General features: G+C 66.8%; 22 protein-coding genes. 9 read left to right on the top strand and 13 right to left on the bottom strand.

What is annotated here, in order from left to right:
• Positions 1-69: 69 nt before the first annotated feature.
• The 4 genes from QX041_RS00275 (at position 70) to QX041_RS00290 (ending at position 3,550) form a co-directional block, all read left to right on the top strand.
• Positions 70-465, top strand: a complete 396-nt coding sequence (locus QX041_RS00275) for an EF-hand domain-containing protein (protein ID WP_316164227.1) — start codon at positions 70-72, stop codon at positions 463-465.
• A gap of 182 nt (positions 466-647) precedes the next feature.
• Entirely contained in the window at positions 648-1,031 is a 384-nt protein-coding gene (locus QX041_RS00280) for a DUF302 domain-containing protein (protein ID WP_316164228.1), read from the top strand.
• 505 nt (positions 1,032-1,536) lie between these two features.
• Complete coding sequence (locus QX041_RS00285; protein ID WP_315715483.1) at positions 1,537-3,159, top strand: PAS domain-containing methyl-accepting chemotaxis protein; 1,623 nt, start codon at positions 1,537-1,539, stop codon at positions 3,157-3,159.
• A 172-nt stretch (positions 3,160-3,331) separates the two neighbouring features.
• Positions 3,332-3,550 carry a hypothetical protein gene (locus QX041_RS00290; protein WP_316164229.1) on the top strand — a complete coding sequence of 73 codons (219 nt, stop codon included), beginning with the start codon at positions 3,332-3,334 and terminating at the stop codon, positions 3,548-3,550.
• 34 nt (positions 3,551-3,584) lie between these two features.
• Here QX041_RS00290 and QX041_RS00295 read toward each other — a convergent pair whose 3' ends face one another.
• Both QX041_RS00295 and QX041_RS00300 read right to left on the bottom strand, forming a co-directional pair.
• Entirely contained in the window at positions 3,585-4,349 is a 765-nt protein-coding gene (locus QX041_RS00295) for a serine O-acetyltransferase (protein WP_316164230.1), read from the bottom strand.
• A 134-nt stretch (positions 4,350-4,483) separates the two neighbouring features.
• Positions 4,484-5,110, bottom strand: coding sequence for a LysE family translocator (locus tag QX041_RS00300; protein ID WP_316164231.1), 627 nt, complete (start codon positions 5,108-5,110; stop codon positions 4,484-4,486).
• An 827-nt stretch (positions 5,111-5,937) separates the two neighbouring features.
• On the opposite strand from QX041_RS00300, the gene QX041_RS00305 reads away from it, so the two are divergent.
• The gene (locus QX041_RS00305) at positions 5,938-7,488 is read left to right on the top strand and encodes an aldehyde dehydrogenase family protein (protein ID WP_315752091.1); all 1,551 of its coding nucleotides are present in this window, start codon (positions 5,938-5,940) and stop codon (positions 7,486-7,488) included.
• A 76-nt stretch (positions 7,489-7,564) separates the two neighbouring features.
• Positions 7,565-7,765: a DUF3606 domain-containing protein gene (locus QX041_RS00310; RefSeq protein ID WP_315715488.1), complete on the top strand. Its 201-nt coding sequence runs from the start codon at positions 7,565-7,567 to the stop codon at positions 7,763-7,765.
• Positions 7,766-7,767: 2 nt separating this feature from the next.
• On the opposite strand, the gene QX041_RS00315 is transcribed toward QX041_RS00310, so the two are convergent.
• Positions 7,768-7,968: a hypothetical protein gene (locus QX041_RS00315; RefSeq protein ID WP_315715489.1), complete on the bottom strand. Its 201-nt coding sequence runs from the start codon at positions 7,966-7,968 to the stop codon at positions 7,768-7,770.
• 68 nt (positions 7,969-8,036) lie between these two features.
• On the bottom strand, positions 8,037-8,321 hold the full coding sequence (locus QX041_RS00320) for a hypothetical protein (protein ID WP_315715490.1): 285 nt from the start codon (positions 8,319-8,321) through the stop codon (positions 8,037-8,039).
• Positions 8,322-8,491: 170 nt separating this feature from the next.
• Here QX041_RS00320 and pncA point away from each other — a divergent pair, with 170 nt between their 5' ends.
• Positions 8,492-9,127 (top strand): bifunctional nicotinamidase/pyrazinamidase, encoded by a 636-nt coding sequence (gene pncA / locus QX041_RS00325; protein WP_316164818.1) that lies wholly within the window; start codon positions 8,492-8,494, stop codon positions 9,125-9,127.
• A gap of 10 nt (positions 9,128-9,137) precedes the next feature.
• On the opposite strand, the gene QX041_RS00330 is transcribed toward pncA, so the two are convergent.
• The 9 genes from QX041_RS00330 to QX041_RS00370 form a co-directional block, all read right to left on the bottom strand.
• Positions 9,138-10,691: a hydantoinase/oxoprolinase family protein gene (locus tag QX041_RS00330; protein WP_316164232.1), complete on the bottom strand. Its 1,554-nt coding sequence runs from the start codon at positions 10,689-10,691 to the stop codon at positions 9,138-9,140.
• Between the two features lie 2 nt (positions 10,692-10,693).
• Positions 10,694-11,797: a DUF917 domain-containing protein gene (locus tag QX041_RS00335; protein WP_316164233.1), complete on the bottom strand. Its 1,104-nt coding sequence runs from the start codon at positions 11,795-11,797 to the stop codon at positions 10,694-10,696.
• 78 nt (positions 11,798-11,875) lie between these two features.
• Positions 11,876-12,964 (bottom strand): ABC transporter ATP-binding protein, encoded by a 1,089-nt coding sequence (locus QX041_RS00340; RefSeq protein ID WP_316164234.1) that lies wholly within the window; start codon positions 12,962-12,964, stop codon positions 11,876-11,878.
• Positions 12,961-14,025, bottom strand: a complete 1,065-nt coding sequence (locus QX041_RS00345; RefSeq protein ID WP_315828062.1) for an extracellular solute-binding protein — start codon at positions 14,023-14,025, stop codon at positions 12,961-12,963. Before QX041_RS00345 ends, QX041_RS00340 begins: the two co-directional genes overlap by 4 nt.
• Positions 14,026-14,039: 14 nt before the next feature.
• The gene (locus QX041_RS00350) at positions 14,040-14,918 is read right to left on the bottom strand and encodes an ABC transporter permease (protein ID WP_315715496.1); all 879 of its coding nucleotides are present in this window, start codon (positions 14,916-14,918) and stop codon (positions 14,040-14,042) included.
• A gap of 8 nt (positions 14,919-14,926) precedes the next feature.
• Complete coding sequence (locus tag QX041_RS00355) at positions 14,927-15,802, bottom strand: ABC transporter permease (protein WP_315715497.1); 876 nt, start codon at positions 15,800-15,802, stop codon at positions 14,927-14,929.
• Positions 15,802-16,584, bottom strand: a complete 783-nt coding sequence (locus QX041_RS00360; protein ID WP_316164235.1) for an IclR family transcriptional regulator — start codon at positions 16,582-16,584, stop codon at positions 15,802-15,804. Before QX041_RS00360 ends, QX041_RS00355 begins: the two co-directional genes overlap by 1 nt.
• A 153-nt stretch (positions 16,585-16,737) precedes the next feature.
• Entirely contained in the window at positions 16,738-20,283 is a 3,546-nt protein-coding gene (locus QX041_RS00365; protein WP_316164236.1) for a molybdopterin cofactor-binding domain-containing protein, read from the bottom strand.
• Entirely contained in the window at positions 20,283-20,765 is a 483-nt protein-coding gene (locus QX041_RS00370; protein WP_316164237.1) for a (2Fe-2S)-binding protein, read from the bottom strand. Before QX041_RS00370 ends, QX041_RS00365 begins: the two co-directional genes overlap by 1 nt.
• 285 nt (positions 20,766-21,050) lie before the next feature.
• On the opposite strand from QX041_RS00370, the gene QX041_RS00375 reads away from it, so the two are divergent.
• Together QX041_RS00375 and QX041_RS00380 are read left to right on the top strand one after the other, a co-directional pair.
• Positions 21,051-22,502: a 6-hydroxynicotinate reductase gene (locus QX041_RS00375; protein ID WP_316164238.1), complete on the top strand. Its 1,452-nt coding sequence runs from the start codon at positions 21,051-21,053 to the stop codon at positions 22,500-22,502.
• On the top strand, positions 22,499-23,386 hold the full coding sequence (locus QX041_RS00380; RefSeq protein ID WP_315715502.1) for a UPF0280 family protein: 888 nt from the start codon (positions 22,499-22,501) through the stop codon (positions 23,384-23,386). Before QX041_RS00375 ends, QX041_RS00380 begins: the two co-directional genes overlap by 4 nt.
• The last annotated feature ends 13 nt before the right edge of the window (positions 23,387-23,399 follow it).

Consider the following 23,399-nt stretch of genomic DNA (forward strand, 5'->3'; position numbering starts at 1 on the left):
GGGTCCTCATAGGATCGATGCCCGGTCGGCGGACTTGTCGCGCGTGATGACGCATTCGAGGAGGCTTCCATGCGCCGAGCCATGTTGCGACTGACGATATCAGCCCTGGTTTTTGCCTGCGGCACCGCCGCCGCGCTGGCGCAAAGCCAGACCACGCCGGATCAGCAGAAGACGCAGCCGCCTGCGATGGCCCCGGGAACCGGCTCGCCGATGGGCGGCATGATGGGCGGCGGCATGATGGGGCATATGCCCGGCCCGATGGGACGCGGCGGGATGGGCGGCGGCGTCATGGGCCCGGCATTGATGCGCATGGTGTTCGCACTTGTCGACACCGACGGCGACGGCACGATCTCGCTGCAGGAATTCCAGGCGGCGCATGAGCGCATCTTCAAGGCCATGGACAGCAACAAGGACGGCAAGTTGACCCCGGAAGAGATGCAGGCGTTCATGCACGGGCCGCAATGACCGGCGTCAAACCGGCGTGATGGCCGGGCCTGCGCTGGCGCGAGTCCGGCAAGTGCGGCCATTTCGCTGATCTCGATCAAGTGCCCGCCGCACGGACGCGCAACAGTGCCGCCGTCAGATCCGATCGCCGCGTGCGACGAACTGCGTCGACGCGGCGGCAGACCAGCCGGAAAGAGGCGAGCATGACCTACTATTTTGCCAAAGCGGTAAATCTATCGTTCGACGCGGCGATCGAGCGGGTGACGGCCGAGCTGAAGGCACGCGGCTTCGGCGTTCTGACCCGCATCGATGTGCAGGCGACGCTGCGCGAGAAGATTGGCGCCGACTTTCGACCCTACACCATCCTGGGCGCCTGCAATCCGAAGCTGGCGCATGAGGCATTGCAGGCGGAGAGCCGGATCGGCACCATGCTTCCCTGCAACGTCATCGTCCAGGATGTCGGCGGGAGGGTCGAGGTCGCCGCCGTGAATCCCGTCGCCTCGATGCAGGCCATCGAGAACGCGGCGCTCGCGACGCTCGCCACAAAGGTCTCTGACGCTTTGAAGGCGGTGGTCGAGGCGGTCTAGCTCTGCCGTCCAACGGGACCACCGCTGATCGGAGGATCGCCGGCCCAGGTGCATGACGACACCAGGGCGGATGGACCGCGGTGATCGCCCGCGCGCATCAGGCGTTCTTGCAGTGGCGGTTGCTCCCGGCGCCGAGGTCCTGCGAGCTGGTGCGGCTGTTCGGAGAGGAGCTGCACGCCAACAAGGCGACGCCCCACGATCTCCGCGCCACGCGCCCGATTGTCGACGATCCTGGGGCCGCAGCGCAGCTTCCGCGTGACGTCATTGTATGTCGGACGTCATGTCACAGCGGTAGAACTACGGAAAAGCCGGAATTCTCAACGCGCTTTAACGAGAGTGGAACAAGTTGCATCAATTTTTGCGCAGACATGTCGCCGGGCGCGCGGGACGATCGTCACCGCCGCCGACCATCTGCAAACGAACTATTCATCTGGAGGTTACCTTGTTGTTTCGATCGAACAGCCGCTCGGACGCGGAAGCACAGCTTGCAGCAATCAGTCGCGCGATGGCCGTGATCGAATTCCAGCTCGACGGCACGATCATCACCGCGAACAAGAACTTCCTGAACGCACTCGGCTATCAGCTAGAGGAAATCCAGGGCAGGCATCACAGCATGTTCGTGGAGCCTTCCGAACGCGACGGTGCCGCCTACCGCGAGTTCTGGGCGGCGCTGAGCCGCGGCGAGCTCAAGGCCGCCGAGTTCAAGCGCATCGGCAAGGGCGGTCGCGAAATCTGGATCGAAGCGTCCTATAATCCCGTCCTCGACAGCGCCGGCAAGCCGGTGAAGGTCGTCAAGTTCGCGACCGACATCACCGAGAAGAAGCTGCGCAGCATGGCCGATGGCTCCAAGCTTGCCGCCATCGATCGCGCGCAGGCCATGATCGAATTCAAGCTCGACGGCACCATCGTCAGTGCCAACAAGAATTTCCTGGACGCGCTGGGCTATCGCCTCGACGAGATCCAGGGCAAGCATCACAGCATGTTCGTCGAACCGGCGCTGCGCGACAGCGCGGCCTACCGCGAGTTCTGGGCAGCTCTCAATCGCGGCGAATATCAGGGCGGCGAATACAAGCGCATCGGCAAGGGCGGCAAGGAAGTGTGGATCCTTGCCACCTACAATCCGGTGCTGGATGCGACGGGCAGGCCAATCGGGGTCGTCAAGTTCGCAACCGATGTCACCGCGCAGAAGCTGACGAACGCCGACCTCGCCGGCCAGATCGAGGCCATCGGCAAGTCCCAGGCCGTGATCGAGTTCAACATGGACGGTACGGTCATCACCGCGAACGACAATTTCCTGCATGCGCTCGGCTACACGCTGGCCGAGATCCGGGGCAAGCATCACAGCATGTTCGTCGAACCGTCCGAGCGGGAGAGCGCCGCCTACCGCGACTTCTGGGCCAGCCTGAACCGTGGTCAGTACCAGTCGGCCGAATACAAGCGCATCGGCAAGGGCGGCCGGGAGGTCTATATCCAGGCCTCCTACAATCCGATCCTCGACCTCAACGGCAAGCCGTTCAAGGTGGTCAAATACGCGACCGACGTCACCCGGCAGGTCTTCGTTCGCATGGGCAACGAGCGCGTGCGCGCCATGATGGAATCGGTGGCGGCGGGCGCGGAGGAGCTCAACGCGTCCGTGCGGGAGATTTCCGAAGCCATGACGAAGTCGCGCGAGACCGCCATGGGCGCGGTGGACCGTGTCACCTCAGCCGATGCGCAGGCGCAGCGGCTCTCTGATGCCGCTCAGTCGATGAGCGGCATCGTCGAGATGATCCACAACATCACCGGCCAGATCAATCTGCTGGCGCTGAATGCCACCATCGAGTCCGCCAGGGCCGGCGAAGCTGGCAGGGGCTTTGCCGTCGTTGCCTCCGAGGTCAAGAACCTCGCCACCCAGGCGAAGACCGCCACCGACAAGATCGCGACCGAGATCGACAGTCTCAACAATATATCCGGGGGCGTCGTCACGTCTCTCGGCTCGATCAAGCAGGCGATCCAGAACGTCAGCGAGTATGTGACGTCGACGGCTGCCGCCGTCGAGGAGCAGAGCACCGTTACGAGCGAGATGTCGTCCAGCATGGCGCGCGCCGCGGCCGAGGCTCAGGCGCTGGCCGAGCGCGCCGCGGCTTGAGGTCGGACCGGAAAGCACCGATCGCGCGGCGGCCTGTCAATCCAGGCCGCCGCGCCGTTGCAGGCAATGTCGCCGCTTCGCACGTCATGCGCCTGTCGTCTTTCGCCGAATTCCACCTTTCTCATCGGGGCGATCCGTGGCTGATATCCTCGCATTTCCCGCCCGGGCCCCGTTGCGGATCATCGGCGCGAAAGCAGAACGGCGGCGCGATGCGGTGGTCGCCAGCGAGATCGGACGGCTGCGGCGCGAATTGGAGGCCTGGCGAAGCGCGGTCGACAATCTGGACCGGTGCATCAGGTCGGATCCGGCGCTCGCGTCGCTTGCGGCCGAGTGCGACAAGATCCGCGACCTGATCTCCGTCACCGCGGGCAAGCTTGAAACATTGCTGTAGAACCGGCCGCCCCAGGGGTCGCGAGGAGTCGTGGTCAGGCTGGGACCGGCTGCTCCGGGCAGTTCGTCAGCCGCGCCGGCGCGCCCACGGCGGTGCAGCCCGACGGCACATCGGTGGTGACGACGGCACCGGCGCCGATCTTGGCAAAATCACCGATCGCGACGTCGCCCAGCACGGTCGCGCCCGAGGCGAGCAGCACGCCGCGGCCGATCCGCGGGGCGCGGCCGGGCAGCGCGTCGTGTCGTCCGATCGTAACGTTCTGCAGAATGGTGACGTCGTGGCCGATGCTGCTGTGGGCGCCAATGACGATGCCGGTGGCATGATCGAGAAACACCGCGGTCCCGAGCCGCGCCGAGGGATGGATGCTCACCTGCAGGGATGTTGACGAGTCCGCCTGCATCAGGAGCGCCAGGTCGGGTTGCCCGTTGCTCCAGAGCCAGTGCGCGACGCGATGCGCCTGCAGCGCGACGTAGCCTTTGTAGTTCAGCAGCGGCGGCAGCAGCGCCGTCGTCGCTGGATCCTGCGCCGCGATCGCCCCGAGGTCGCGACCCGCCGCCTCGACGAGCTCAGGCGCGGCGGCATACGCCTCGCGCGCGACCGCGGCAAATCGGGCGCGCGCGGCATCGCCGCTGCCGAGGCGGATGCCAATCTGCTGCGCGACGGCGCTGCCGAGATCAGAATGATCGAGGATTGCAGCCGACAGGGCGAGGCTGAACACGGGATCGGCCGCGGCGATGCGCCGGGCCTCGTGCTGGATCGACGACCAGAGCTCGGGACTGGATAGGTGTGTGTCGGCCATGGCAAAGCCTGCTCGATAACAGGTGACGGCGACAATATAGCCTGACCTGCGCGTTGCAGAAACCTGGACGACGCCGCGCGGGCGTCGTCATCCGATGTGGCCGGCGACAATCCACGCCGAAGGTCGCAGCCCGTTCAGTTCTGCGCCGTCCGCGCCGCCGCGGCGGCGACGCCCGCACCGATCAGAAGGGTGCCGCCCGCCTTGTTGAAGATGCTGATCACCTTCGCGCTCCGTACGAGCGCGCGGGCGCGCGAGGCGATCAGCGCATAGCCGACGGCATTGGCGAAGGCGAGCACGACGAAGGTCGATTCGAACACCACCATCTGCGTGAGGAAGCTGCCGTTCGGACTGAGGAACTGCGGCAAGAACGCGACGAAGAAGGTGATGCTCTTCGGGTTCAGCGCCGTGACGATCCAGGCGTGACCGAGCATTTTCGGCGCCGAGGTCCTGTCGGTCCGCGGCACGGCGTTCAGCGCGCCGCCGGCCTGCCACAGCTTGATCCCGAGCCAGACGAGATAGGCCGCGCCGATCCATTTCAGCACGGTGAACAGCAGCGCCGACGTGGCCAGCAACGCACCGACGCCCAGCATGGACAAGGTCATGGCGGTGAAGTCGCCCAGCGCGACGCCGAGGGCCGTCGGCAGCGCGGTTCGCCACCCCTGGCCCAGCGCATAGGAGACCACCAGCAGAACCGTCGGCCCCGGGATCACCAGGAGGATGATGGACGTTCCCGCAAACGCGAACAAAGTCTCGATCGTCATGCTGATCGTCTCTCGCGAGGACATATGCGACGTTGGTATATCGAGGCGGATAGGGCCTCAATGATCTTTGTTGCGAGGGCCGCTTTGCTGTTTTCCTCGACGATCACAATCCGTCTGCCAACGCAAGGCGTGTCATGAACGACCTTCGGTCGCTGCGGCGCTCCAAAAGAAAGCGCTTTCGCTTTTCCAGAAAATGTGCTCTACTGCATCCATCCTGCTTCGCCACGAGGGGCGTATCGCGATCGTCACGACACGTGAGGCGGGGAGGCGATGGCCGCTTATCTGCCGCAGCGTGCTTGCACGCGGACGAACGGCAGCTGGCGGACGTGAAGTCGTGTGGTCCTGGCGCCGCGACGCTGGCGCTAAGCTTTCGGGCGATGAGTCCGAGGGCGACGGTGGCTAAAGAGCCGTACACCGGGGAGATCACGGTATAAGCGTGAAGACCATCGCGCGGGGAATGCCGGGATGTCTCGGCTGAACCTGTGGTTCCTGCCGCCTGCATTTTTTTCGCAGGCGGGCCATGGGGGCGGCCAGCTCCCGGCATTCCCCGCGCCCTCGTGTTTCGCGAGGGATCGTCGATCCCATCAGCCCGGGCGCGTTGCGTCGCGGGATCTCGCCGATGCGCGCCAGAAGGCTGAGCCGGCGCGCGCGAAACAGAACGAGCGGGAGGACGCCTCCGTGCGCCGACGAGCGACCTGCCCAGTGGCCGTTTGCCCAGCGCGCGGGTGCTCGCGCCGCAGCCGGATTTGATCTACACGGGGGCGTTTACGATGGACCATTCATGACGTCTCGCGTGCACCGGTGCGTGGGACAATCCGGAGTTGCATATGTCGCCCAGCCAAGCATCGCCCCTGACACTCGTTGTCGAAACGGCCGAGATCCTGACCTCGCTCGGCGTCGCGCCGGAGCGGCTGCGCGGTGGGACGCGCGCCGCCCGTTCGCCGGTGACCGGCGAGGTGTTGGCCCATGTGCATGACGACAGCAGGGCGGATGCGACCGCGGTGATCGCGCGCGCGCATGCCGCGTTCCTGCAGTGGCGGCTCAAGCCGGCACCGAAGCGCGGCGAACTGGTGCGGCTGTTCGGCGAGGAGCTGCGCGCCCACAAGGCCGCGCTCGGCCGCCTGGTCTCGATCGAGGCCGGCAAGATCGTCTCCGAGGGGCTCGGCGAGGTCCAGGAGATGATCGACATCTGCGACTTCGCCGTCGGCCTGTCACGCCAGCTCTATGGCCTGACCATCGCCACCGAGCGCGCCGAGCACCGGATGATGGAGACCTGGCATCCCCTGGGGGTCACCGGCGTGATCTCCGCCTTCAACTTCCCCGTGGCGGTGTGGGCCTGGAATGCGGCGCTGGCGCTGGTGTGCGGCAACAGCGTCGTCTGGAAGCCGTCGGAGAAGACGCCGCTCACCGCGCTCGCGACCGACGCGCTGCTGGCGCGTGCGCTGCAGCGTTATCGCCGCGAGGGCGGCGAGGCGCCGGAGGGGCTCGCCGGCCTGCTGCTCGGCGGCCGCGCGGTCGGCGAGATGCTGGTCGACGATGCCAGGGTGCCGCTGGTGTCGGCGACCGGATCGACCGCCATGGGGCGCGTCGTCGGCGCCTGTCTTGCCGGCCGCTTTGCCCGCGCCATCCTCGAGCTCGGCGGCAACAATGCCGCGATCGTCACGCCCACGGCCGATCTCGATCTCACCCTGCGCGCCGTGGCGTTCGCGGCGATGGGCACCGCGGGCCAGCGCTGCACCAGCCTGCGCCGCCTGTTCGTGCATGCCGACGTCTACACCCAGCTCGTGCCGCGGCTGAAGCAGGCCTACGCCTCGGTGGCGATCGGCAATCCGCTGGAGCAGGGCACCTTGATCGGCCCGCTGATCGATCGCGGCGCCTACGACGCCATGCAGGACGCGCTGAGCGCCGCGCGGGATCACGGCGGCCGCGTGTTCGGCGGCGAGCGCGTCGCGGTCGGCGGCTTTGCGGAGGCGTACTACGTGCGGCCGGCCCTGGTCGAGATCGAATCGCAATCCGGTCCGGTCGAGCGCGAGACGTTCGCGCCGATTCTCTATGTGATGCCGTATCGCGATCTCGATGCCGCGATCGAGCTGCACAATGCGGTGCCGCAGGGGCTGTCGTCGTCGATCTTCACCAATGATCTGCGCGAGGCCGAACTGTTCGTGTCGTCGCGCGGCTCCGATTGCGGCATCGCCAACGTCAATATCGGCCCCTCGGGCGCCGAGATCGGCGGCGCGTTCGGCGGCGAGAAGGAGACCGGCGGCGGCCGCGAGTCCGGCTCGGATTCATGGAAGGCCTATATGCGCCGGGCCACCAACACCGTGAACTACGGCCGCAGCCTGCCGCTGGCGCAGGGCGTCAAGTTCGACCTCGGCTGATCGATGCGACGGGGCTCTCTCATCGGCGGAACCGCTTCGCTGCGTCGTGCGTTGCGCGCTGATAAGGAGATGCACCATGGCAACGAAGAAGAAAGCCTCGACCGCAAAGTCAGCGCGCGGACGCAACCAGGATCGCGCCCGCGTCGCGGGTGGACAGGACCACGAAGTCCGCTACGAAGCCAAGAAGAGCGGCCGCTCGGCGTCCGCGGTGAAGAAGGCGGTCAAGAAGGTCGGCAACAGCCGCAAGAAAGTCGAGCGCAAGCTGACGCGCCAGTGACGTCAATGTTGCTTCGGCCGCTCCGGCGGCCGAAGCGATCCCCTCGCCCAGCGGAGCGCCTTGGGCGAGTGCAGCGGATCGGGCCCATCGCAGGTCGGACAAGCAAGCTCGCGGCGCCCGCCCTTGCCCTCGCGAACCGCGAGCGCACGGCCGCAGGTCGGGCATGGCTTGCGCAGCAGCCACGGGACCGGATGATTCGGCATGATTGCGTCTCCCGGTGGAGGCCTCAGGCTAGGGCATCTCGGGGTAGTTACGGAATCACTTATTTGAATCACGGCGGATATTCCGGCTCTCCGTGCCGTGAACAATCAGGGCAGGTGTCGCCGGTCGCGGCCAGGACGGCCTCGATCGCCGCGAGCGCGTCCGAACTACACAAGCCGCGTGGCGGATCGTCGCGTGCGATGCGAAGCGCCCGTGCCAGCGCATGCGGGTCGCCGCGCTCGCGCATCCAGCCGTGCTGTTCGCATTCGACGATCGCGCCGGCCTCGCGCAGGGTGGCGACCGCCCAGCGCTCGAGACGCTGGCTCGCGGAATGGTGTGTGACGGCAGTCTGCATCGGCCACGCTCTCCCGCCGGGAGAATCCATGAATCGGCGGGCGTTTCCAGGCCCGTCCTGCAGGGCAGGGATTCCAAAATGGAGGGGCTGGCTTGCCGCGGATTATTCGGCGGCCCGGCTTGAGATCGCCGCGGGCTGGGGCCATCCTTGATGGAGTTTGAGTGAAACGGATGCAGACCGGAATGCAGATCAGGGCCAACGAGGATTTGCTGCTCATCATCGATGTGCAGAACGATTTTTGTCCCGGCGGCGCGCTCGCCGTGGCCGACGGCGATGCCGTGGTGCCGGCGATCAACCGGCTGAGCGGGATGTTCGATCACGTCGTCCTGACCCAGGACTGGCACCCGGCGGGACACAGCTCGTTCGCCTCGAGCCACCCCGGCAAGGCGCCGTTCGAGAGCGTCACGATGCCCTACGGGCCGCAGACCTTGTGGCCGGACCACTGCATCCAGGGCACGCCGGGCGCCGCCTTCCATGCCGAGCTTGCGACCGACAAGGCGCAGCTCATCATCCGCAAGGGCTTTCGTGGCGCGATCGATTCCTACTCGGCGTTCTTCGAGAACGACAAGACCACGCCCACGGGCCTCGCCGGCTATCTGCGCGAGCGCGGCCTGAAGCGGGTTTTCCTGGTCGGTCTCGCCACCGATTTCTGCGTGCACTATTCGGCGGTCGATGCGCGGCGGCTCGGCTTCGCGGCCATCGTCATCGACAACGCCTGCCGCGGCATCGACCTCGGCGGCTCGATGGCGGCGGCCAAGGCGCAGGGCGCGGAGGCCGGGGTCGAGCGGATCGCCGAGCTGGCGTAGCGACGATGGACTACGCCGCCGCGCCGATGGTCGGCTCGGCGATGGCGCCGGCGACGCGGACGCGGACGCGCAGCGCGTTGCCGGGGAGGTAGGCGATCGGCATGTCCTCGACATCGACCGTCTTGAGCGTGTCGCGGTCGGCGCCGGCCTGCACCGCGCGCTCCTCGGCGATGGCCCGCGCCGCCGCGATGGCCTCGTCGCGGGTCAGGTCGCGGAAGACCTGGTCGGCCTCGCCGGAGACCTGGGCGATGGCGGCGCCGACCGCGTTGGCGCAGTCGCCATGGTCGACGCGCACGATGGTGGAGATGCCGGCAAGGCGCTCCGGCACCAGGAAGGCGCCGCCGCCCACCGCGAGCAGCGGCACGTCGCCGGCCTCGGTCTTCATGCGGTCGATGTCGCCCTCGAGCTTGCGGTGGGCGTCGGCGAGCGCGGCGTCGATCAGGCTTTTCGGCAGATGCGCGACGCGCGATCTGTCGCCGATGTCGATCAGCCCCGCCGCGACCGCGACGTCGGTCGCGGTCAGACGGTCGCCGCCAAACACCAGCGCGTCGGATGTCAGCCGGTATCCGACGCTGAGTGGGCCGACGCGGACCGGATCCTGCTCGACATGGCTGCCGCCGCCGAGCCCGATCGAGAGCAAATCGGGCATGCGGAACAGCGTGCGGACGCCGCCGACCTCGACGACAGTGTTGGCCTCGCGCGGAAAGCCGTGGCGCAACTGGCCGATGTCGCTGGTGGTGCCGCCGACGTCGACGACCATGGCGTCGTCGAGGCCGGAGAGATACGCGGCGCCGCGCATCGAGTTGGTGGCGCCGGAGGCGAAGCTCATGACCGGGAAGGCGGTCGCGATCTCCGCCTGCATCACGGTGCCGTCGTTCTGCGTCAGGAACAGCGGCGCATCGATGCCGGACTCCGCGATCGCCTTGCGGAAGGCGGCGACCGTCGTGACCGCGAGGTCGTGGAGCGCGGCATTGAGCAGGGCGGCGTTCTCGCGCTCCAGCAGTCCGATGCGGCCGAGGTCGTGCGAGAGCGTGACGGCCACATCAGGGCAGATCTCGGCGAGGATTGCCCGCGCCGCGATCTCACAGCTCGGGTCGAGTGGCGAGAACGACGAGGCGACCGCGACCGCGCGCAGGCCCTTGGCCTTGATCGCGCGCGCGGCGGCTTTCAGGCCGCCGATGTCGAGCGGCATGAATGGGCGGCCATCATAATCGTGGCCGCCTTCGAGCATGAAAGTCTCGCCGCTGACCAGCGCGGCGAGATCGCCCGGCCAGTCGCAGAACGGCGGCAGCGAGGCGGAGGCGGGCATGCCGATGCGGATGGCGCCGATCTTCTGCAGGTGCCGCCGCTGCACCACCGCATTGATGAAATGCGTGGTGCCGATCACGACCGCGTCGACCGGCACGGCCGCCGCGGGATTTTCTCGCAGCGCCTTCAGCGCCGCGAGGATGCCGGAGGTGACGTCGGCGGTGGTCGCAGCCTTGACGGAGTGGACGACATGGTCGTCGGCAATCAGGACGGCGTCGGTGTTGGTGCCACCGACGTCAATGCCAATCCGCTTCATTCTCAGGGAGCTCCAGGGGTCGCAAACAGCGACCGGAAATCGAGGTCGTAACCGAAGGCGCGGGGGCCGACGAATTCGAGCCCGCGCGGGCTGGTCAATACGGCGGGCGCGGGCAGCGCGATCACGGTGACGCGCTGGCCGTAGCGCGCCGTCTCGGTGCCGATGCCGTGGCCGTTGACGCTGTCGAGCACGCAGATCAGGTCCGGCGACATCGCGATGGCTTCGCCATCGCGCCAAGCCACGATCCATTCGTTCTGGAACGACAGCTTGAGCCGGGTGCCGCGATCGTCGTCGCTGCCCTCCACGACGGCACTGCCGCGCAGAAAGCCCTCGGTGGTGCGGCGCTCGACGTCGACGATCTTGCCGCTGAACAGCCGCTGGCCGCCCTCACAATCGAGGATCGCCGCGATCGGATCCTGGTGGCGCCGGTTGGCTGCATCGACCGCACGGCCGATCGCAATCGCCTTGGTGGTGGTGAAATGGATGCCCCAGTCCTTGACCTCGCGGCCCGTGCGCGGCGCCTTGCTGGTCGAGGCGATCGAGCCCATCTCGACGCAGATCTTGCGGCTGGCGCGCTCCATCCACTTCCAGCTCGGCACCTTGGTCACGACGGCCTCGATGCCGCGGGGATCGTAGAGCGTGCAGGGATAGGGCTTGAGGTCGCCGATCGCGACCGATGTCATCTGCGCCTCGGGAAAGGCGCGGCCCATGCAGTCGGCGTCGACCACGGGGATGTTCAGATGCGCCGCCGCCATCAGCGCCTGCATGCCGTTGCCGCCGCCGATCTCGACCGACATCACGGCGCGAAATGTGATGCCGTTGATCTCCTCCTGCATGCGCACCGCACGCGCGATGCTGCGGCTGTCGGCCAGCCGTTCCTGCCCGACCAAGGGGGCGCCCATGTTGGAGACCACCGCGACCCAGTCGTCGTCGGCGAGGTCGAGCGGCGATATCATCTGCACGCGATGCCCCTCCGCATAGAGCCGGCGCAGGTTGAGCAGGCCGAGATAGGGACTGCCGCCGCCGCCGGTGCCGAGGATCCAGGCGCCGACCGCGAGCGCCTCGATGTCGTCGAGGCTGATCGTCTTCATGCCGGCTGCGCTCACGGCACAAGCTCTTCGACGTCGCTCTGTGACTGCGGCGCACGGTACTGCTGCGGGAATAGGAATATAACGCTCACAATATCAATCCTCGAGAATGACGAGATCGGCCGGACGCCAGTCGAGCGTGACCGTTTGACCCGGCGCGTGGAGAGGACCAGCTCCGGAATTCGGCTGTTGCGCCAGCACGTGCTGTCCGCACTCCAGGGCGATGCGGTACAGCACCGCGCCGCCGAGGAAATTGGTGCTCTCGACTGTGCCGCGCGCGGACATGCCTGTCCGCTTGGCATCGGCCACCTCGGCTGGCGATACCGAGATCTTCTCCGGCCGCAGCGCGACCGACAGAACCTCGGCCTCGGCTGCTGCAACTGTGTCCGCCAGGGCCAGCACCAGACCGTTGCCGACGGCTATCCCGACGCCCTTGTCCAAGGTCACGCGCTGACCACGAAAAATGTTGGTGTCGCCGATGAAATCGGCAACGAAACGCGTCCGCGGCTGATCGTAGATCTCGAGCGGGGTGCCGATCTGCTCGACGCGGCCGGCGTTCATGACCGCGATGCGGTCCGACATGGCCAGCGCCTCCTCCTGGTCGTGGGTGACGAACACGAGGGTGAGGCCAAGCGTCTTCTGCAGCCGCTTGAGTTCGAACTGCATCTGCTGGCGCAATTTCTTGTCGAGCGCGCCGAGCGGCTCGTCGCAGAGCAGCACGCGGGGCGAGATGACGATGGCGCGGGCGAGCGCGACGCGCTGCTGCTGGCCGCCGGACAGTTGCGCCGGCCTGCGGTTCTCCAGGCCTCCGAGTTCAACCATCGCCAGCGCTGCCTTCACCTTCGCGGCAATCGTCGCCTTGTCGATCTTGCGCATGCGCAGGCCGAAGGCGACGTTCTCGGCCACGGTCCGGTGCGGGAACAGGGCGTAGTTCTGGAACACCATCGCCATGTCGCGCTTGTGCGCCGGCACGTGGGTGATGTCGGCGCCGTCGAGGCGGATCTCGCCGGCGCTTGGGCTGTCGAAGCCGGCGATCATGCGCAGGGTGGTGGTCTTGCCGCAGCCGGACGGGCCGAGCAGCGAAAAGAACTCGCCAGGCCTGATGTTCACGGCAACCGCGTCGACTGCGCGTACGCCGCCGTCATAGATCTTGCTGACCGCGGCGATCTCGATGGCAGCGCTCATGCGCGGAAGATCCGGTTGACCCGGCTGTCGATCTCGTCCTTCCGTGCGTTGTACCACTTCCAGTCGACCTGGATCAGCTTGCCGACCTTCTCCGGCGTCGTCAGCAGCTTGGCGTCATACTTGGAGTCGAGCTTGACCTTCTTGTTGGCCGGCGAATACCAGACGGTCTCAGCGAGGCGCTTTTGAACCTCGGGGCGCAGCATGTAGTTGATATAGGCGTTGGCGAGATCCTTCACCTTGCTGCCAGGCGTGATGCTCAGCACTTGCTCGAGCGACAGCACGCCCTCGTTTGGCGTGACGAAGTCGACCGGCTGGTTCTGGCCGTCGTAACGATAGATGCCGGAATCATGCAGGATGCCGAGGCCGACCTCACCGGACAGGATCAGCTTCTCCATCGCGCCGGTGAAGTCGACCAGCTTGATCGGCTTCAGCTTCTCCAGCGCTGCATAGGCGGCGTCGAGGTCGGTCTGGCCCTTGCCATACAGGGCGCCGCACATCATCACGAACGCCTGTCCAAGGCTATTGGCAGGGATCACATAGCCGCCGCGCGCGCCGTTGAATTTCGCATCCCAGTAGTCTTTCCACGACGTGACGCTCCCATAGCCCTTGTCGGTGCGCATGCCGAGCCCGATGGCGCTGGTGAAGATGCAGACGCCGACGATCTTGTCGCTGACGGCGTAAGGGTAGACGTCGGCAATGTTCGGAACCAGCTTGGGGTCGACCTTGGGCTCGACGAGACCCATCTCCACGGCCGCCCACTGCTCGTTGGAGTTGGTGTGCAGCACGTCGTAGATGGGAGCCGAGCGCGAACTCGCCTGCAGCTTCGGCAGGAATGGCAGCGCGGTGTCGGTCTTGAGCTTGCACTTGAACTCGCTTTCGAAGGCCGGGCCGATCTCGGCCTTCATCACGTCACCCCATTTGCCGCCCCAGCCGGTGACGTTGAGAACGGGCTCGTCCGCACGCGCGACAAAGGGAGCAGCGACAACGCCGGCGCCGAGCGACGCAGCCGCGGTCAGCAGGCGGCGGCGGCTCAGGGGAAAACGACGCGATGAGGCGGTCATGTCCGGGATCTCCCTTAGAGTTTGACGTAGGAGCGAAGACCTACGGTGCGGTCGAGCGCGATGACGACGATGAAGGCGAGCAGGATCGAGACCACCGAGGCCGCGCCGATGGTGCCGTCGAGATCGAACTTCAGATAGTTGAACAGCGTGATCGGCAAGGTCTCGCTGCCCGGCGCGACCAGGAACAGCGACACCGGAAACTGGTCGAACGAGACGATGAAAGCAAAGATCGCGCCTGCCAGAACGCCGGGCTTCACCAGCGGCAGCGTGATCTCGAAGAAGGTCCGGGTGGGGCTGGCGCCGAGATTCTGCGCGGCTTCCTCCAACCTGACATCGAAATTGTGCAGCACGGCGAGCGTGGTCCGCACCACGTAGGGAATCGTCACCAGCGTGTGACCAGCCACCAGCCCCCACACCGGGCGTCCGACGTCGAGCAGTACGTAGGACTGGAACAGCGCAAGACCGGTCAGGATCGCCGGCAGCATGAGCGGCGACAGCATGGTCGCCACGATCAGCCGGGAGCCTGGCAGGTTGCCGCGGGCGATCGCCAGCGCGGCCGAGGCGCCCAGCACGGTGGCCGCGACCGTGGTCATGGCCGCGACTTCGATGCTGAACAGCAGCGCGTGCATGAAGTCGCCCGAGGCGAAGAATTTCTCGAACCAGCGAAAGGAGATGCCGACTGGTGGAAACTGGATGAAAGGCGTCGGGTTGAGCGCGAACACGATCACGATCGCAATCGGCGCCAGCAGGAAGACGAGGATGGCGGTGTTGGCGGCGAGATAGAGCCTGCGGCCCCACCGGAGCGGCCGCGCCTTGCTGCGAAGGGCAGGTGTGGCCGCCAGACCGATTGGCGCAGCGAGCGGCGGCCGCGATCCCGGAGCAAGGCTCGTCATCTGCGCCCTCATTGCAGCTCGCGCTGGCCCGAAACGAGGCCGAGCACGTGATTATACGCGATGACGAGCGAGAGCGAAATGATGAGCAGCACCATGCCGAGCGCAGCCGCGAAGCCGACGTTGAAGTTGGCGGAGATCTGCTGGTAGATCAGGATCGGCAAGGTCATGACCTGGAAGCCGCCGAGCAGGATCGGGGTGACATAGGCGCTGATCGCGAGCGCGAAGACGAGCAGCGAGCCGGCGAGGATGCCGGGCAGGCTGAGCGGCAGGGTGACCTCGAGAAATGCGCGCCATGGGCTGGCGCCGAGATTCTCCGCCGCCTGCTCCAGCCGCTCGTCGATGCGGCCGATCACGCCGGTGAGCGTCAGCACCATGAAAGGCACATAGATGTGGACCAGGCCGATGATGATGCCGGTCTCATTGTACATCAGCTGCAACGGCCTTGTGACCAGCCCGAGCGAGGCCAGGATCTGGTTGATGACACCCTTGTCGGACAGCAGCGTCATCCAGGCGAAGGTACGCACCACGATGCCGGTCAGCATCGGCGCCAGCACGGCCATCAGCAGCAGCGCATGGCCGGTGCGGCTCTTGATACGCGCCATCCAATGCGCGAGCGGGTAGCCGATCACGAGCGCGGCGAGCGTCGTCCAGAGGCCGATCCGGATCGTGGTCCAGATCACCTCGAGATAATAGCCGTCATCGCCCATGCGGGCATAGTGCCTGGCTGTGAGGGCGACGTTCGGCATGACCACGGGGTTGCCGGTCAGGACGCTCATCACCGCCATCAATCCGATCGGCAGAAAGAAGAACAACGCAAACAGCAGCGCGCTCGGCAGGATCAACAGCGCCAGGCTGTTGACGCGCGGCGCGCTGCTGCTCGTCATCAGGAGGCCAGTCCGGCCAATTGCTCGATGGTCTGGCCGAGCGGATCGCCGGTCATGCGCCGCAGCTTTGCGGCCATGCTGCCGAGCTCGCGGCGGACATTGGCACGCTCGATCTCGGTGGTGGCCTGGACCGAGTAGGAGACGGCGATGCCGATCAGCTCACCGCTCTCGCCGCCCGTCAGCGCAAAGCCCTGCGAGCCGACGCCCTCGATGGCCTCGTCGGCGGCGTCCGAGATGCCGGTCCGGCGGATCTCGTTCAGCCGCGCCATCAGCTCGGTGAAGTTCTGCGGCGAGTTGGCCGGGACCTTCGGGTAGTCGAGCGGCACGCGCGTCCGGATCTCCTGGTCTGTCAGACGCGCCAGCATGGCGCGGCCGTTCGAGGTGATGATGGCCGGCGTGCGCTGGCCCGGCGGGTTGACGACGCGCAGCGGGTTGGAGCCGGGCACGATGCGCAGCACCACCTGCTGATAGCCGTCGAGCACGGCGATGTAGCCGGTGTGGCCGGTGCGCGCGCAGACATCGCGCAGCTCGCGCTCGGCGGTGGCGATCAGGTCGTCATGGGCCCGGTGCAGCCGCCCGAGCTCGAAGGTGAGCAGGCCCGGCCGGTAGCGGCGGCTGTGCGGATCCTGCTCGAGCAGGCCGCAATCGCGCAGCGAGCGGAGCAGGCGGGAGGTCGAGCTTTTCGGTTTGCCGGTCAGGACCTGGACGTCGGCAAAGGAGAGGTCGGGCCGCGCGGTCGAGAAGCAGCGCAGGATGTCGATGGCGTTGGTCAGAGCGCTCATGATGATACCGTTTGTTCCATTTTTTGGAACGTAGTCCCAAATTCTAGAAGCGGCAGACCGTCTGCCGCAAGGCGAAATTACTGGCAACGAGGTGCCCGAATGCGCGTCAGGGTGGTGGTCGGGGCGCCGGGCGCAGACGGAGCATGCTCAGCCTCACTGCGCCACGGTGGACCTGATGCGACCGACGGCGGCGTCTACGCCCGTCCAGGCCGGCTTGTCCGGAGCAAACTGCTGACGAAGATAGGCGACGAGTTCGGCGATCTGGACGTCACTGAGATGGTCCTTGAACGCCGGCATGTAGCCGAGATCGGACGAGACCGGCTTCATGATCCCGTGCAGGATCACCTGGATCAGATTGTCGGGTGTGGCGCTGTGCAGGTTGCTGTTCAGCGCCAGCGAGGGCCGACTGCCGAACAGCGGCAGGCCGCCCACCTCGTGACAGACCGCGCAGGCGCCGAGATAGAGCCGTGCCGCCGGAGACGCCGTCGAGGTCGCCTTGGTGCGCGCTTCCAACTCCGCGGCCATCGCCTCCAGCTTCGCTGCCTCGGGCGAGGGCGTCTGGAACGAGGCGAGATAGATCGCCATGGCCCGAATGTCCGCGTCGGGCAGCGTCGCGAGATCCTTCACGATCGGCGCCATCGGACCGGCCGCGACACCATGGAAGCGCGATTGCCCCGAGCGCAGATAAGTGTAGAGCTCGTCCTCGGTCCACGGGATCGGGGCAGTCGAGAGCGCGGTCAGCGCAGGGGCTTCCCAGCCATCGGCGAAGCCGCCAGCCAGATGTGCGTTGCGCTGCTCGGCGCCGAGCGCGTTGCGCGGCGAGTGACAGGCGCTGCAATGGCCGAGGCTTTCGACGAGATAGAAGCCGCGATTCCACTGCTCCGATTGTGTCGGATCGGGCCGGAACGGCTGCGTGTCGTGAAACAGAGCGTTCCATCCGGCGACCAGCGGCCGCAGGTTGAATGGGAAGCGCAGCGCGTTGTCAGGCGCCTGCTGTCTCACTGGCGCCTGTGCCATCAGGTAGGCGTAGAGCGCCTGCAGGTCGGCATCATCGGTTCGCGCGAAATGCGTGTAGGGAAACGCCGGATAGAGCTGCCGGCCGTCGCGATGCACGCCCTCGCGCATCGCGCGCTCGAAGGCGGGATAGGACCAGGCGCCGATGCCAGTCTCGACGTCGGGCGTGATGTTGGTGCCGAACAGCGTGCCGAACGGCGTTTCCAGTGCGCGGCCGCCGGCATTGATCAGGCCGCCATCCGCGGTGTGGCAGACAGCGCAATTGCCGAGTGCCGCGAGCGCCTCGCCGCGCGCGATCGTCGCTGCGGAATAGACCGAGGGATCGGGGCGCGTGATCGGCGCGATGGCGCGCCAGGGCAACACGGCGGTGGCGATGCCGATCGCCGCGGCGCATGCCGCGACGGCGGTGGCGATCACGCCGCCCCGCTTGGCAAAGGGCTTGTGCCACGTGGTCGCCGGTCTTTCGGGGGCGGGCAGCGACTGCGGCGCCGGCGTCTCCACCCGTTCGCCGCGCAGGCCTTTCAGAATGCGCTCCGGCGTGAATGGCGGCTCGCGGAAGCGGACGCCGGTGGCGTCGTAGATCGCATTGGCGATCGCGGCGGCGCTGGGCACGGACGCGGACTCGCCGACGCCGAGCGGCGGCTGATCCGGCCGCGGCAGCATCAGCACGTCGATCTCAGGCACGTCGGGGAAGGTGATGATCGGATAGGCGCCCCATTCCCGTGCCGCGACCTTGCCGCGCGTGAAGGGAATCTCCTCCATCAGCGCCCGGCTGGTGGATTGGATGACGTTGCCTTCGATCTGGTGGCGTACCCCGTCTGGATTGATCATCAGGCCGGAGTCCTGGCCTGCAATGACCCGCGTGACGCTGACATCGCCGGTGGTCGTATTCACCGCGACATCGGCGATCCACGCCGACCATGCCGCGCCGTAGCCGGGAAACTTGCTGTGGACGTAGAGCGCGTAGGCGAAGCCGCGGCCGTGGACGACGCCGTTGTCGGGCGTCTTCTCTTCCCGCACGGGGCGCGGCGTCCAGCCGGCGCGTTCGGCCACGGCGTTCACGAGATCACGCGCGCGCTCGTCCTTCAGATAGCGCAGCCGGTATTCGATCGGGTCGACGCCGGCCTCGGCGGCGAGCTCGTCGATGTAGGATTCGTGCGCGAAGGTGTTAGGCAGCGCCGAGACGCCGCGGAACCAGGAGGCACGCACGATCGGCGGCATGTCATGCGCCGTGACGCGCATGTGCTCGTAATCGTAAGGCGGGATCGCGGTGCGGTCGCCCATCTCGAACACCGCAGGCTCCGGCGCGATGCGGCCGGTGAGCAGCAAGGCCAGCGTCGGTGCGCCGTTCGAGGGATAGCGCGTGGCGAACTCATAGGCCGCAACCGATCCATCGGCATTGAGGCCGCCATTGACGTCCATCAGCTGCGCAGTGCCCTTCGGCTCCCACAGGTGCTCCTGCTCGCGCGACAATTGCACGCGCACCGGGCGGCCGACCGCACGCGACAGCAGCAGCGCATCGGCTGTGACATCGTCGGCGCAGTTCCGGCCATAGCAGCCGGCGGCCTCCAGCCGGATCAACTCGATGTGATCCTCTGGACAGTCGATCAGCTTGGCGAGATCGCCGCGCAGGACGTGCGGATTCTGCGTGCCGGAATAAATGCGGGTCTGCCCGTCGCGATAGTCGGCGACGGCGCAGGACGGCCCGATCGAGCCGTGCATCTGATAGGGCCAGAGATAGGTCCTCCGCATCGGCTTGGCGGCGCCGCCGATGGCGGCATCGACATCGCCTTTGTCGAGCAGCCGGCGCGGAGCGGACGGATTGGCTCGCAGCGCGTTCTCGACATCGTCGAGATCGCGCAAAGTCGGCACCGGCCTCCAATTCACCTCGAGGCGCTCGGCGGCCAGGATCGCGTTTTCCTCGCGCTCGGCGACGACGCCGATGAAATCGCCGATGACGACGACGTCGACCAGACCCGGGACGTCGCGGACCGAGTCTCTGTCGACGCCGAGAAGGCTGGTGCCGATGAAGGGACCGGCATCGACACCGGCATAGGGCGGACGCACGACGCGGCCATGCAGCATGCCGGGGACGCGGACATCGTGCACATAAGTCAATTCGCCGGTCGCTTTCGCCGGCAGATCGACGCGCGGTACCGAGCGGCCGACGACCTGATAGTCGTTCACCGACTTGACGATGACATCGTCGGCGAGCTCGAGGCGGATCGTCTCATCGCCGATCAGCTCGCCATAGCTGAGGACGCGGTTGTTGGGCCCGCGGACCAGTCCGTCCTCGACTGTCAAGTCCTGAACGTCGAGGTCGAGCTGCGTGGCCGCCCGCGCCAAGAGGAAGGCGCGCGCCTGCGCCGCCGCCTTGCGCAGCGGCACGGCGGTGATCTGAATTGTCTCACTGGCTATGGTCGCGCCCTGGTTCGGTACGACCGCGGTGTCCCCGAGCACGACCACGACCCGGGCAAAGGAGACATCCAGCTCTTCCGCGACGATCTGTCCCAGTGCGGTGCGGATGCCGGTACCGAGATCGACATGGCCGTTGAAGGCCGAGACCTCGCCTGCGGCCGTGATCCGGATGAAGGTTTCGAACCGGCCGTCGTTGCCGGCCATGGGACGCCCGACGACCAGCCAGCCGCGAGACATGTCGGCGTCCTTGGTGAGGCGATCGTTCATCAGTCCAGCGCCTCGAGCGTGTGGCCGGCCGCGCGCATCACCGCGCGGAGGATTTCGACATGGGCACCGCAGCGGCAGAGATTGTAGCGCAGCGCCTGCTTGATCTCGTCGCGTGACGGATCGGGCTTGATCGCCAGCAGCGCCTTGGTCGTCATGATCATGCCGTTGAGGCAGTAGCCGCATTGCGCGGCCTGCTCGGCGATGAAGGCCTGCTGCACCGGATCGGGCGCCTCGCGCGAGCCCAGTCCTTCCAGCGTGGTGACGTCGCGGCCGATGCAGCCTTCCACCGGAATGATGCAGGAACGGGCGGCGCGGCCATCGATCAGCACGGTGCAGGCGCCGCATTCCCCCAGGCCGCAGCCGTATTTCGGACCGTTCAGAGCGAGGTCGTTGCGCAGCACATGGAGCAGGGGCGTGTCCGGCGCGGCCGCGACGTCATGCGTCCGTCCGTTCACGGTCAGCCGAATCGTTGCTGGCGTCATGCCCTTCTGTCGTCCGCTATGCTATCGTTAACGAGGATGCGATGGTGATCGCTCCGAGCGTATCGTTTGTGTACTAACATGCAAGTGGCACGTATTGCGCTGCAGCGTATGCACGATTTGTCGTCATTGTGCAGGGCAAACTGATCGTTTATCCGGCAATCGTGCTTTTCGTTCGCGGTGGCGCTTGACAGTCGGCGGAGGGGCGCGACATCATTCGTATACGAACGAATTGCCGCGGCGCGTGGATGGCTGCCGCCAACTCCGCTTCAAGATGGGCTTCTCTGCATGGTGACTGAGACGGCGAGCGACGGTGCAGGGGACAAGATCCGCTGCGATGCCTGCCCGGTGATGTGCTACATCAAGCCGGGCGCGGCAGGCGCCTGCGACCGCTATGCCAATCAGGACGGTGTGCTGGTGCGCGTCGATCCGCATATCCTGCTGGAGCGCACGGTGTCGCATGGCGGCAAGCTGGTGCCGTTCCAGGCGAGCGGCGACTGGGACGGCAAGATCGTGCATCAGCCGGAGCTGTTCGTCACCGCGATCGGCGCCGGCACCACTTATCCCGACTACAAGCCGGCGCCGTTCATCGTGTCATCGGTCGTCGATGGCGTCGACATGGTCACGGTCGTGACCGAGGGCATCTTCAGCTATTGCGGCGTCAAGGTGAAGATCGACACCGACCGCTATCTCGGCCCGGAAGCGGCGACGGTGCGCGTCGACGGCGAAGCGGTCGGTCACGTCACGACCAGCGAATACGGCTCGCAGATGTTGTCGCTCGGCGGCGTGCATCATCTCACGGGCGGCTCCAAGAAGGAGGGGCGTGTCACCTGTGACGCGCTGATGGACCTCAGCAACCGCAAGGCCGTGGAACTCGTGGTTGACGGCGGCTCCAGCGTGATCGTGCAGGCGGGGCAGCCCCCGATCGTCAACGGCGTCAAGGAAGAGCGCATGCGCGTCGGCTGCGGCTCGGCCACGATCGGCATGTTCGCCAAGCAATGGCAGGGCAAGGTCGACGAGGTCGTCGTGGTCGATGATCACATCACCGGCGTGCTGTCAGAGCACCAGGCCGGCAAGCTGCTCGACATTCCCGCGACAGGCATCAAGATGAAGGGGCGACGCTCGACGCCGGGCCGCTACTTCCAGGTGGCGCAGCCCGGAACCGGCTGGGGCGGCACCGACATCTCCGATCCGCTGTCGATCCTCGGGCCATTCGATCCCAAGACGGCGAAGCCGGGAACGACGCTGCTGATGGTGTCCACGACGGGCGAGCATGCCGGATACTACGTGCTCGACGAGACGCTCAGGCCGGTGCCGCGCGAGATGCCGCCGGAGCTGCAGTTCTCGGTCGAGCGCATCCAGGAGAACTGCGAGCCGGCGCTGTGCACCGTGCTGTTCATGGCCGGTGCCGGCGGCTCGCTGCGCGCCGGCGTCACCGACAATCCGGTGCGGCTGACGCGGTCGGTCAAGGATACGCTGACGCGGGTGACGAGCGGCGGTGCGCCGGTCTATGTCTGGCCGGGCGGCGGCATCACCTATATGGTCGACGTGACCCAGATGCCGGCCGGCGCCTTCGGCTATGTGCCGACGCCGGCGATCGTCGCGCCGATCGAGTTCACGCTGAGGCTATCGGATTATGCGGCGCTCGGCGGGCACATGGATTACGTCCAGCCGCTCGCTTCGCTCAAGGATGTCAGCAAGGACATTCGCCAACTGCCGTGGCCGAGGCCGGGTGCATGACCCGGCAGCCACAGATCGCCTTGTTGCCCGACCGGCGGCTGCATCTGCAGGACGGCCCGATCGATCTGATCATCGGCGTCGACGCGGTCGATGGTGATATCCGCGCGGCCTATCGTGCGGCGGCCGAGCGTTTCACGGGTCTCTTGGACGAGCTGTGTGCCGAACTGTCCGATCTGCGCAGGGGCGCCGATCACGATCGATGCCCATTGAAAGGTGTCGTCGCGCGGCGGATGCATGCGGCCGTGTCGCCGTTCGCCCGCGAAATGTTCATCACGCCGATGGCCGCGGTTGCCGGGAGCGTGGCCGAGGAGATCCTCGGCGCCATGTGCGGCGTGGCGAAGCTGACGCGGGCCTATGTCAACAATGGCGGTGACATCGCACTCCATCTGCGGGATGCCGCCACCTTCAGCGTCGGGCTGATGGACCGTCCCGACGGCGCCGGTGTGATGCGCAGGATGACGCTTCGTGCTGCCGATGCGATCGGCGGCGTCGCCACGTCGGGCCGCCACGGCCGCAGTTTCTCGCTGGGCATTGCCGACGCGGTGACGGTACTCGCGCGCAGCGCGGCGCAGGCGGATGCGGCGGCGACGGTGATCGGCAACGCGGTCGATCTTCCGGGTCATCCGGCCGTGCTTCGCCGACCCGCCTGCGAGTTGCAACCGGAGACCGATCTCGGTGATCGCCTCGTCACATGCGAGGTCGGAGAGCTCCGTGATGTCGAGGTTGCCGAAGCGCTGGCCGCGGGCGAGCATCGTGGGCAGTCGCTGCTGTCGGCCGGTCTGATCGAAGGCGCCGTTCTGCAGCTTCGCGGCAACATTCGCGTTGTCGGTCCGCGCGCGATCGAGATCGTTCGTCGGCCGCAGTTGCGAGCGGCGGCGGCGTGAGGTTTGATGCATG

This window comes from Bradyrhizobium sp. SZCCHNRI2009, from assembly GCF_032485115.1.
GTDB lineage: Bacteria > Pseudomonadota > Alphaproteobacteria > Rhizobiales > Xanthobacteraceae > Bradyrhizobium.

Excerpts from the sequence above, each read along its gene's own strand:
- QX041_RS00280 (WP_316164228.1), top strand. The coding sequence starts at position 648 with ATGACCTACTATTTTGCCAAAGCGGTAAATCTATCGTTCGACGCGGCG.
- QX041_RS00310 (WP_315715488.1), top strand. The coding sequence starts at position 7,565 with ATGGCAACGAAGAAGAAAGCCTCGACCGCAAAGTCAGCGCGCGGACGC.
- QX041_RS00375 (WP_316164238.1), top strand. The coding sequence starts at position 21,051 with ATGGTGACTGAGACGGCGAGCGACGGTGCAGGGGACAAGATCCGCTGC.
- QX041_RS00365 (WP_316164236.1), bottom strand. The coding sequence starts at position 20,283 with ATGAACGATCGCCTCACCAAGGACGCCGACATGTCTCGCGGCTGGCTG.
- QX041_RS00380 (WP_315715502.1), top strand. The coding sequence starts at position 22,499 with ATGACCCGGCAGCCACAGATCGCCTTGTTGCCCGACCGGCGGCTGCAT.
- QX041_RS00345 (WP_315828062.1), bottom strand. The coding sequence starts at position 14,025 with ATGACCGCCTCATCGCGTCGTTTTCCCCTGAGCCGCCGCCGCCTGCTG.
- QX041_RS00350 (WP_315715496.1), bottom strand. The coding sequence starts at position 14,918 with ATGACGAGCCTTGCTCCGGGATCGCGGCCGCCGCTCGCTGCGCCAATC.
- QX041_RS00360 (WP_316164235.1), bottom strand. The coding sequence starts at position 16,584 with ATGAGCGCTCTGACCAACGCCATCGACATCCTGCGCTGCTTCTCGACC.
- QX041_RS00340 (WP_316164234.1), bottom strand. The coding sequence starts at position 12,964 with ATGAGCGCTGCCATCGAGATCGCCGCGGTCAGCAAGATCTATGACGGC.
- QX041_RS00330 (WP_316164232.1), bottom strand. The coding sequence starts at position 10,691 with ATGAAGCGGATTGGCATTGACGTCGGTGGCACCAACACCGACGCCGTC.
- QX041_RS00300 (WP_316164231.1), bottom strand. The coding sequence starts at position 5,110 with ATGACGATCGAGACTTTGTTCGCGTTTGCGGGAACGTCCATCATCCTC.
- QX041_RS00305 (WP_315752091.1), top strand. The coding sequence starts at position 5,938 with ATGTCGCCCAGCCAAGCATCGCCCCTGACACTCGTTGTCGAAACGGCC.
- QX041_RS00320 (WP_315715490.1), bottom strand. The coding sequence starts at position 8,321 with ATGCAGACTGCCGTCACACACCATTCCGCGAGCCAGCGTCTCGAGCGC.
- QX041_RS00295 (WP_316164230.1), bottom strand. The coding sequence starts at position 4,349 with ATGGCCGACACACACCTATCCAGTCCCGAGCTCTGGTCGTCGATCCAG.
- QX041_RS00355 (WP_315715497.1), bottom strand. The coding sequence starts at position 15,802 with ATGACGAGCAGCAGCGCGCCGCGCGTCAACAGCCTGGCGCTGTTGATC.
- QX041_RS00370 (WP_316164237.1), bottom strand. The coding sequence starts at position 20,765 with ATGACGCCAGCAACGATTCGGCTGACCGTGAACGGACGGACGCATGAC.
- QX041_RS00285 (WP_315715483.1), top strand. The coding sequence starts at position 1,537 with ATGGCCGTGATCGAATTCCAGCTCGACGGCACGATCATCACCGCGAAC.
- QX041_RS00315 (WP_315715489.1), bottom strand. The coding sequence starts at position 7,968 with ATGCCGAATCATCCGGTCCCGTGGCTGCTGCGCAAGCCATGCCCGACC.
- pncA (WP_316164818.1), top strand. The coding sequence starts at position 8,492 with ATGCAGACCGGAATGCAGATCAGGGCCAACGAGGATTTGCTGCTCATC.
- QX041_RS00275 (WP_316164227.1), top strand. The coding sequence starts at position 70 with ATGCGCCGAGCCATGTTGCGACTGACGATATCAGCCCTGGTTTTTGCC.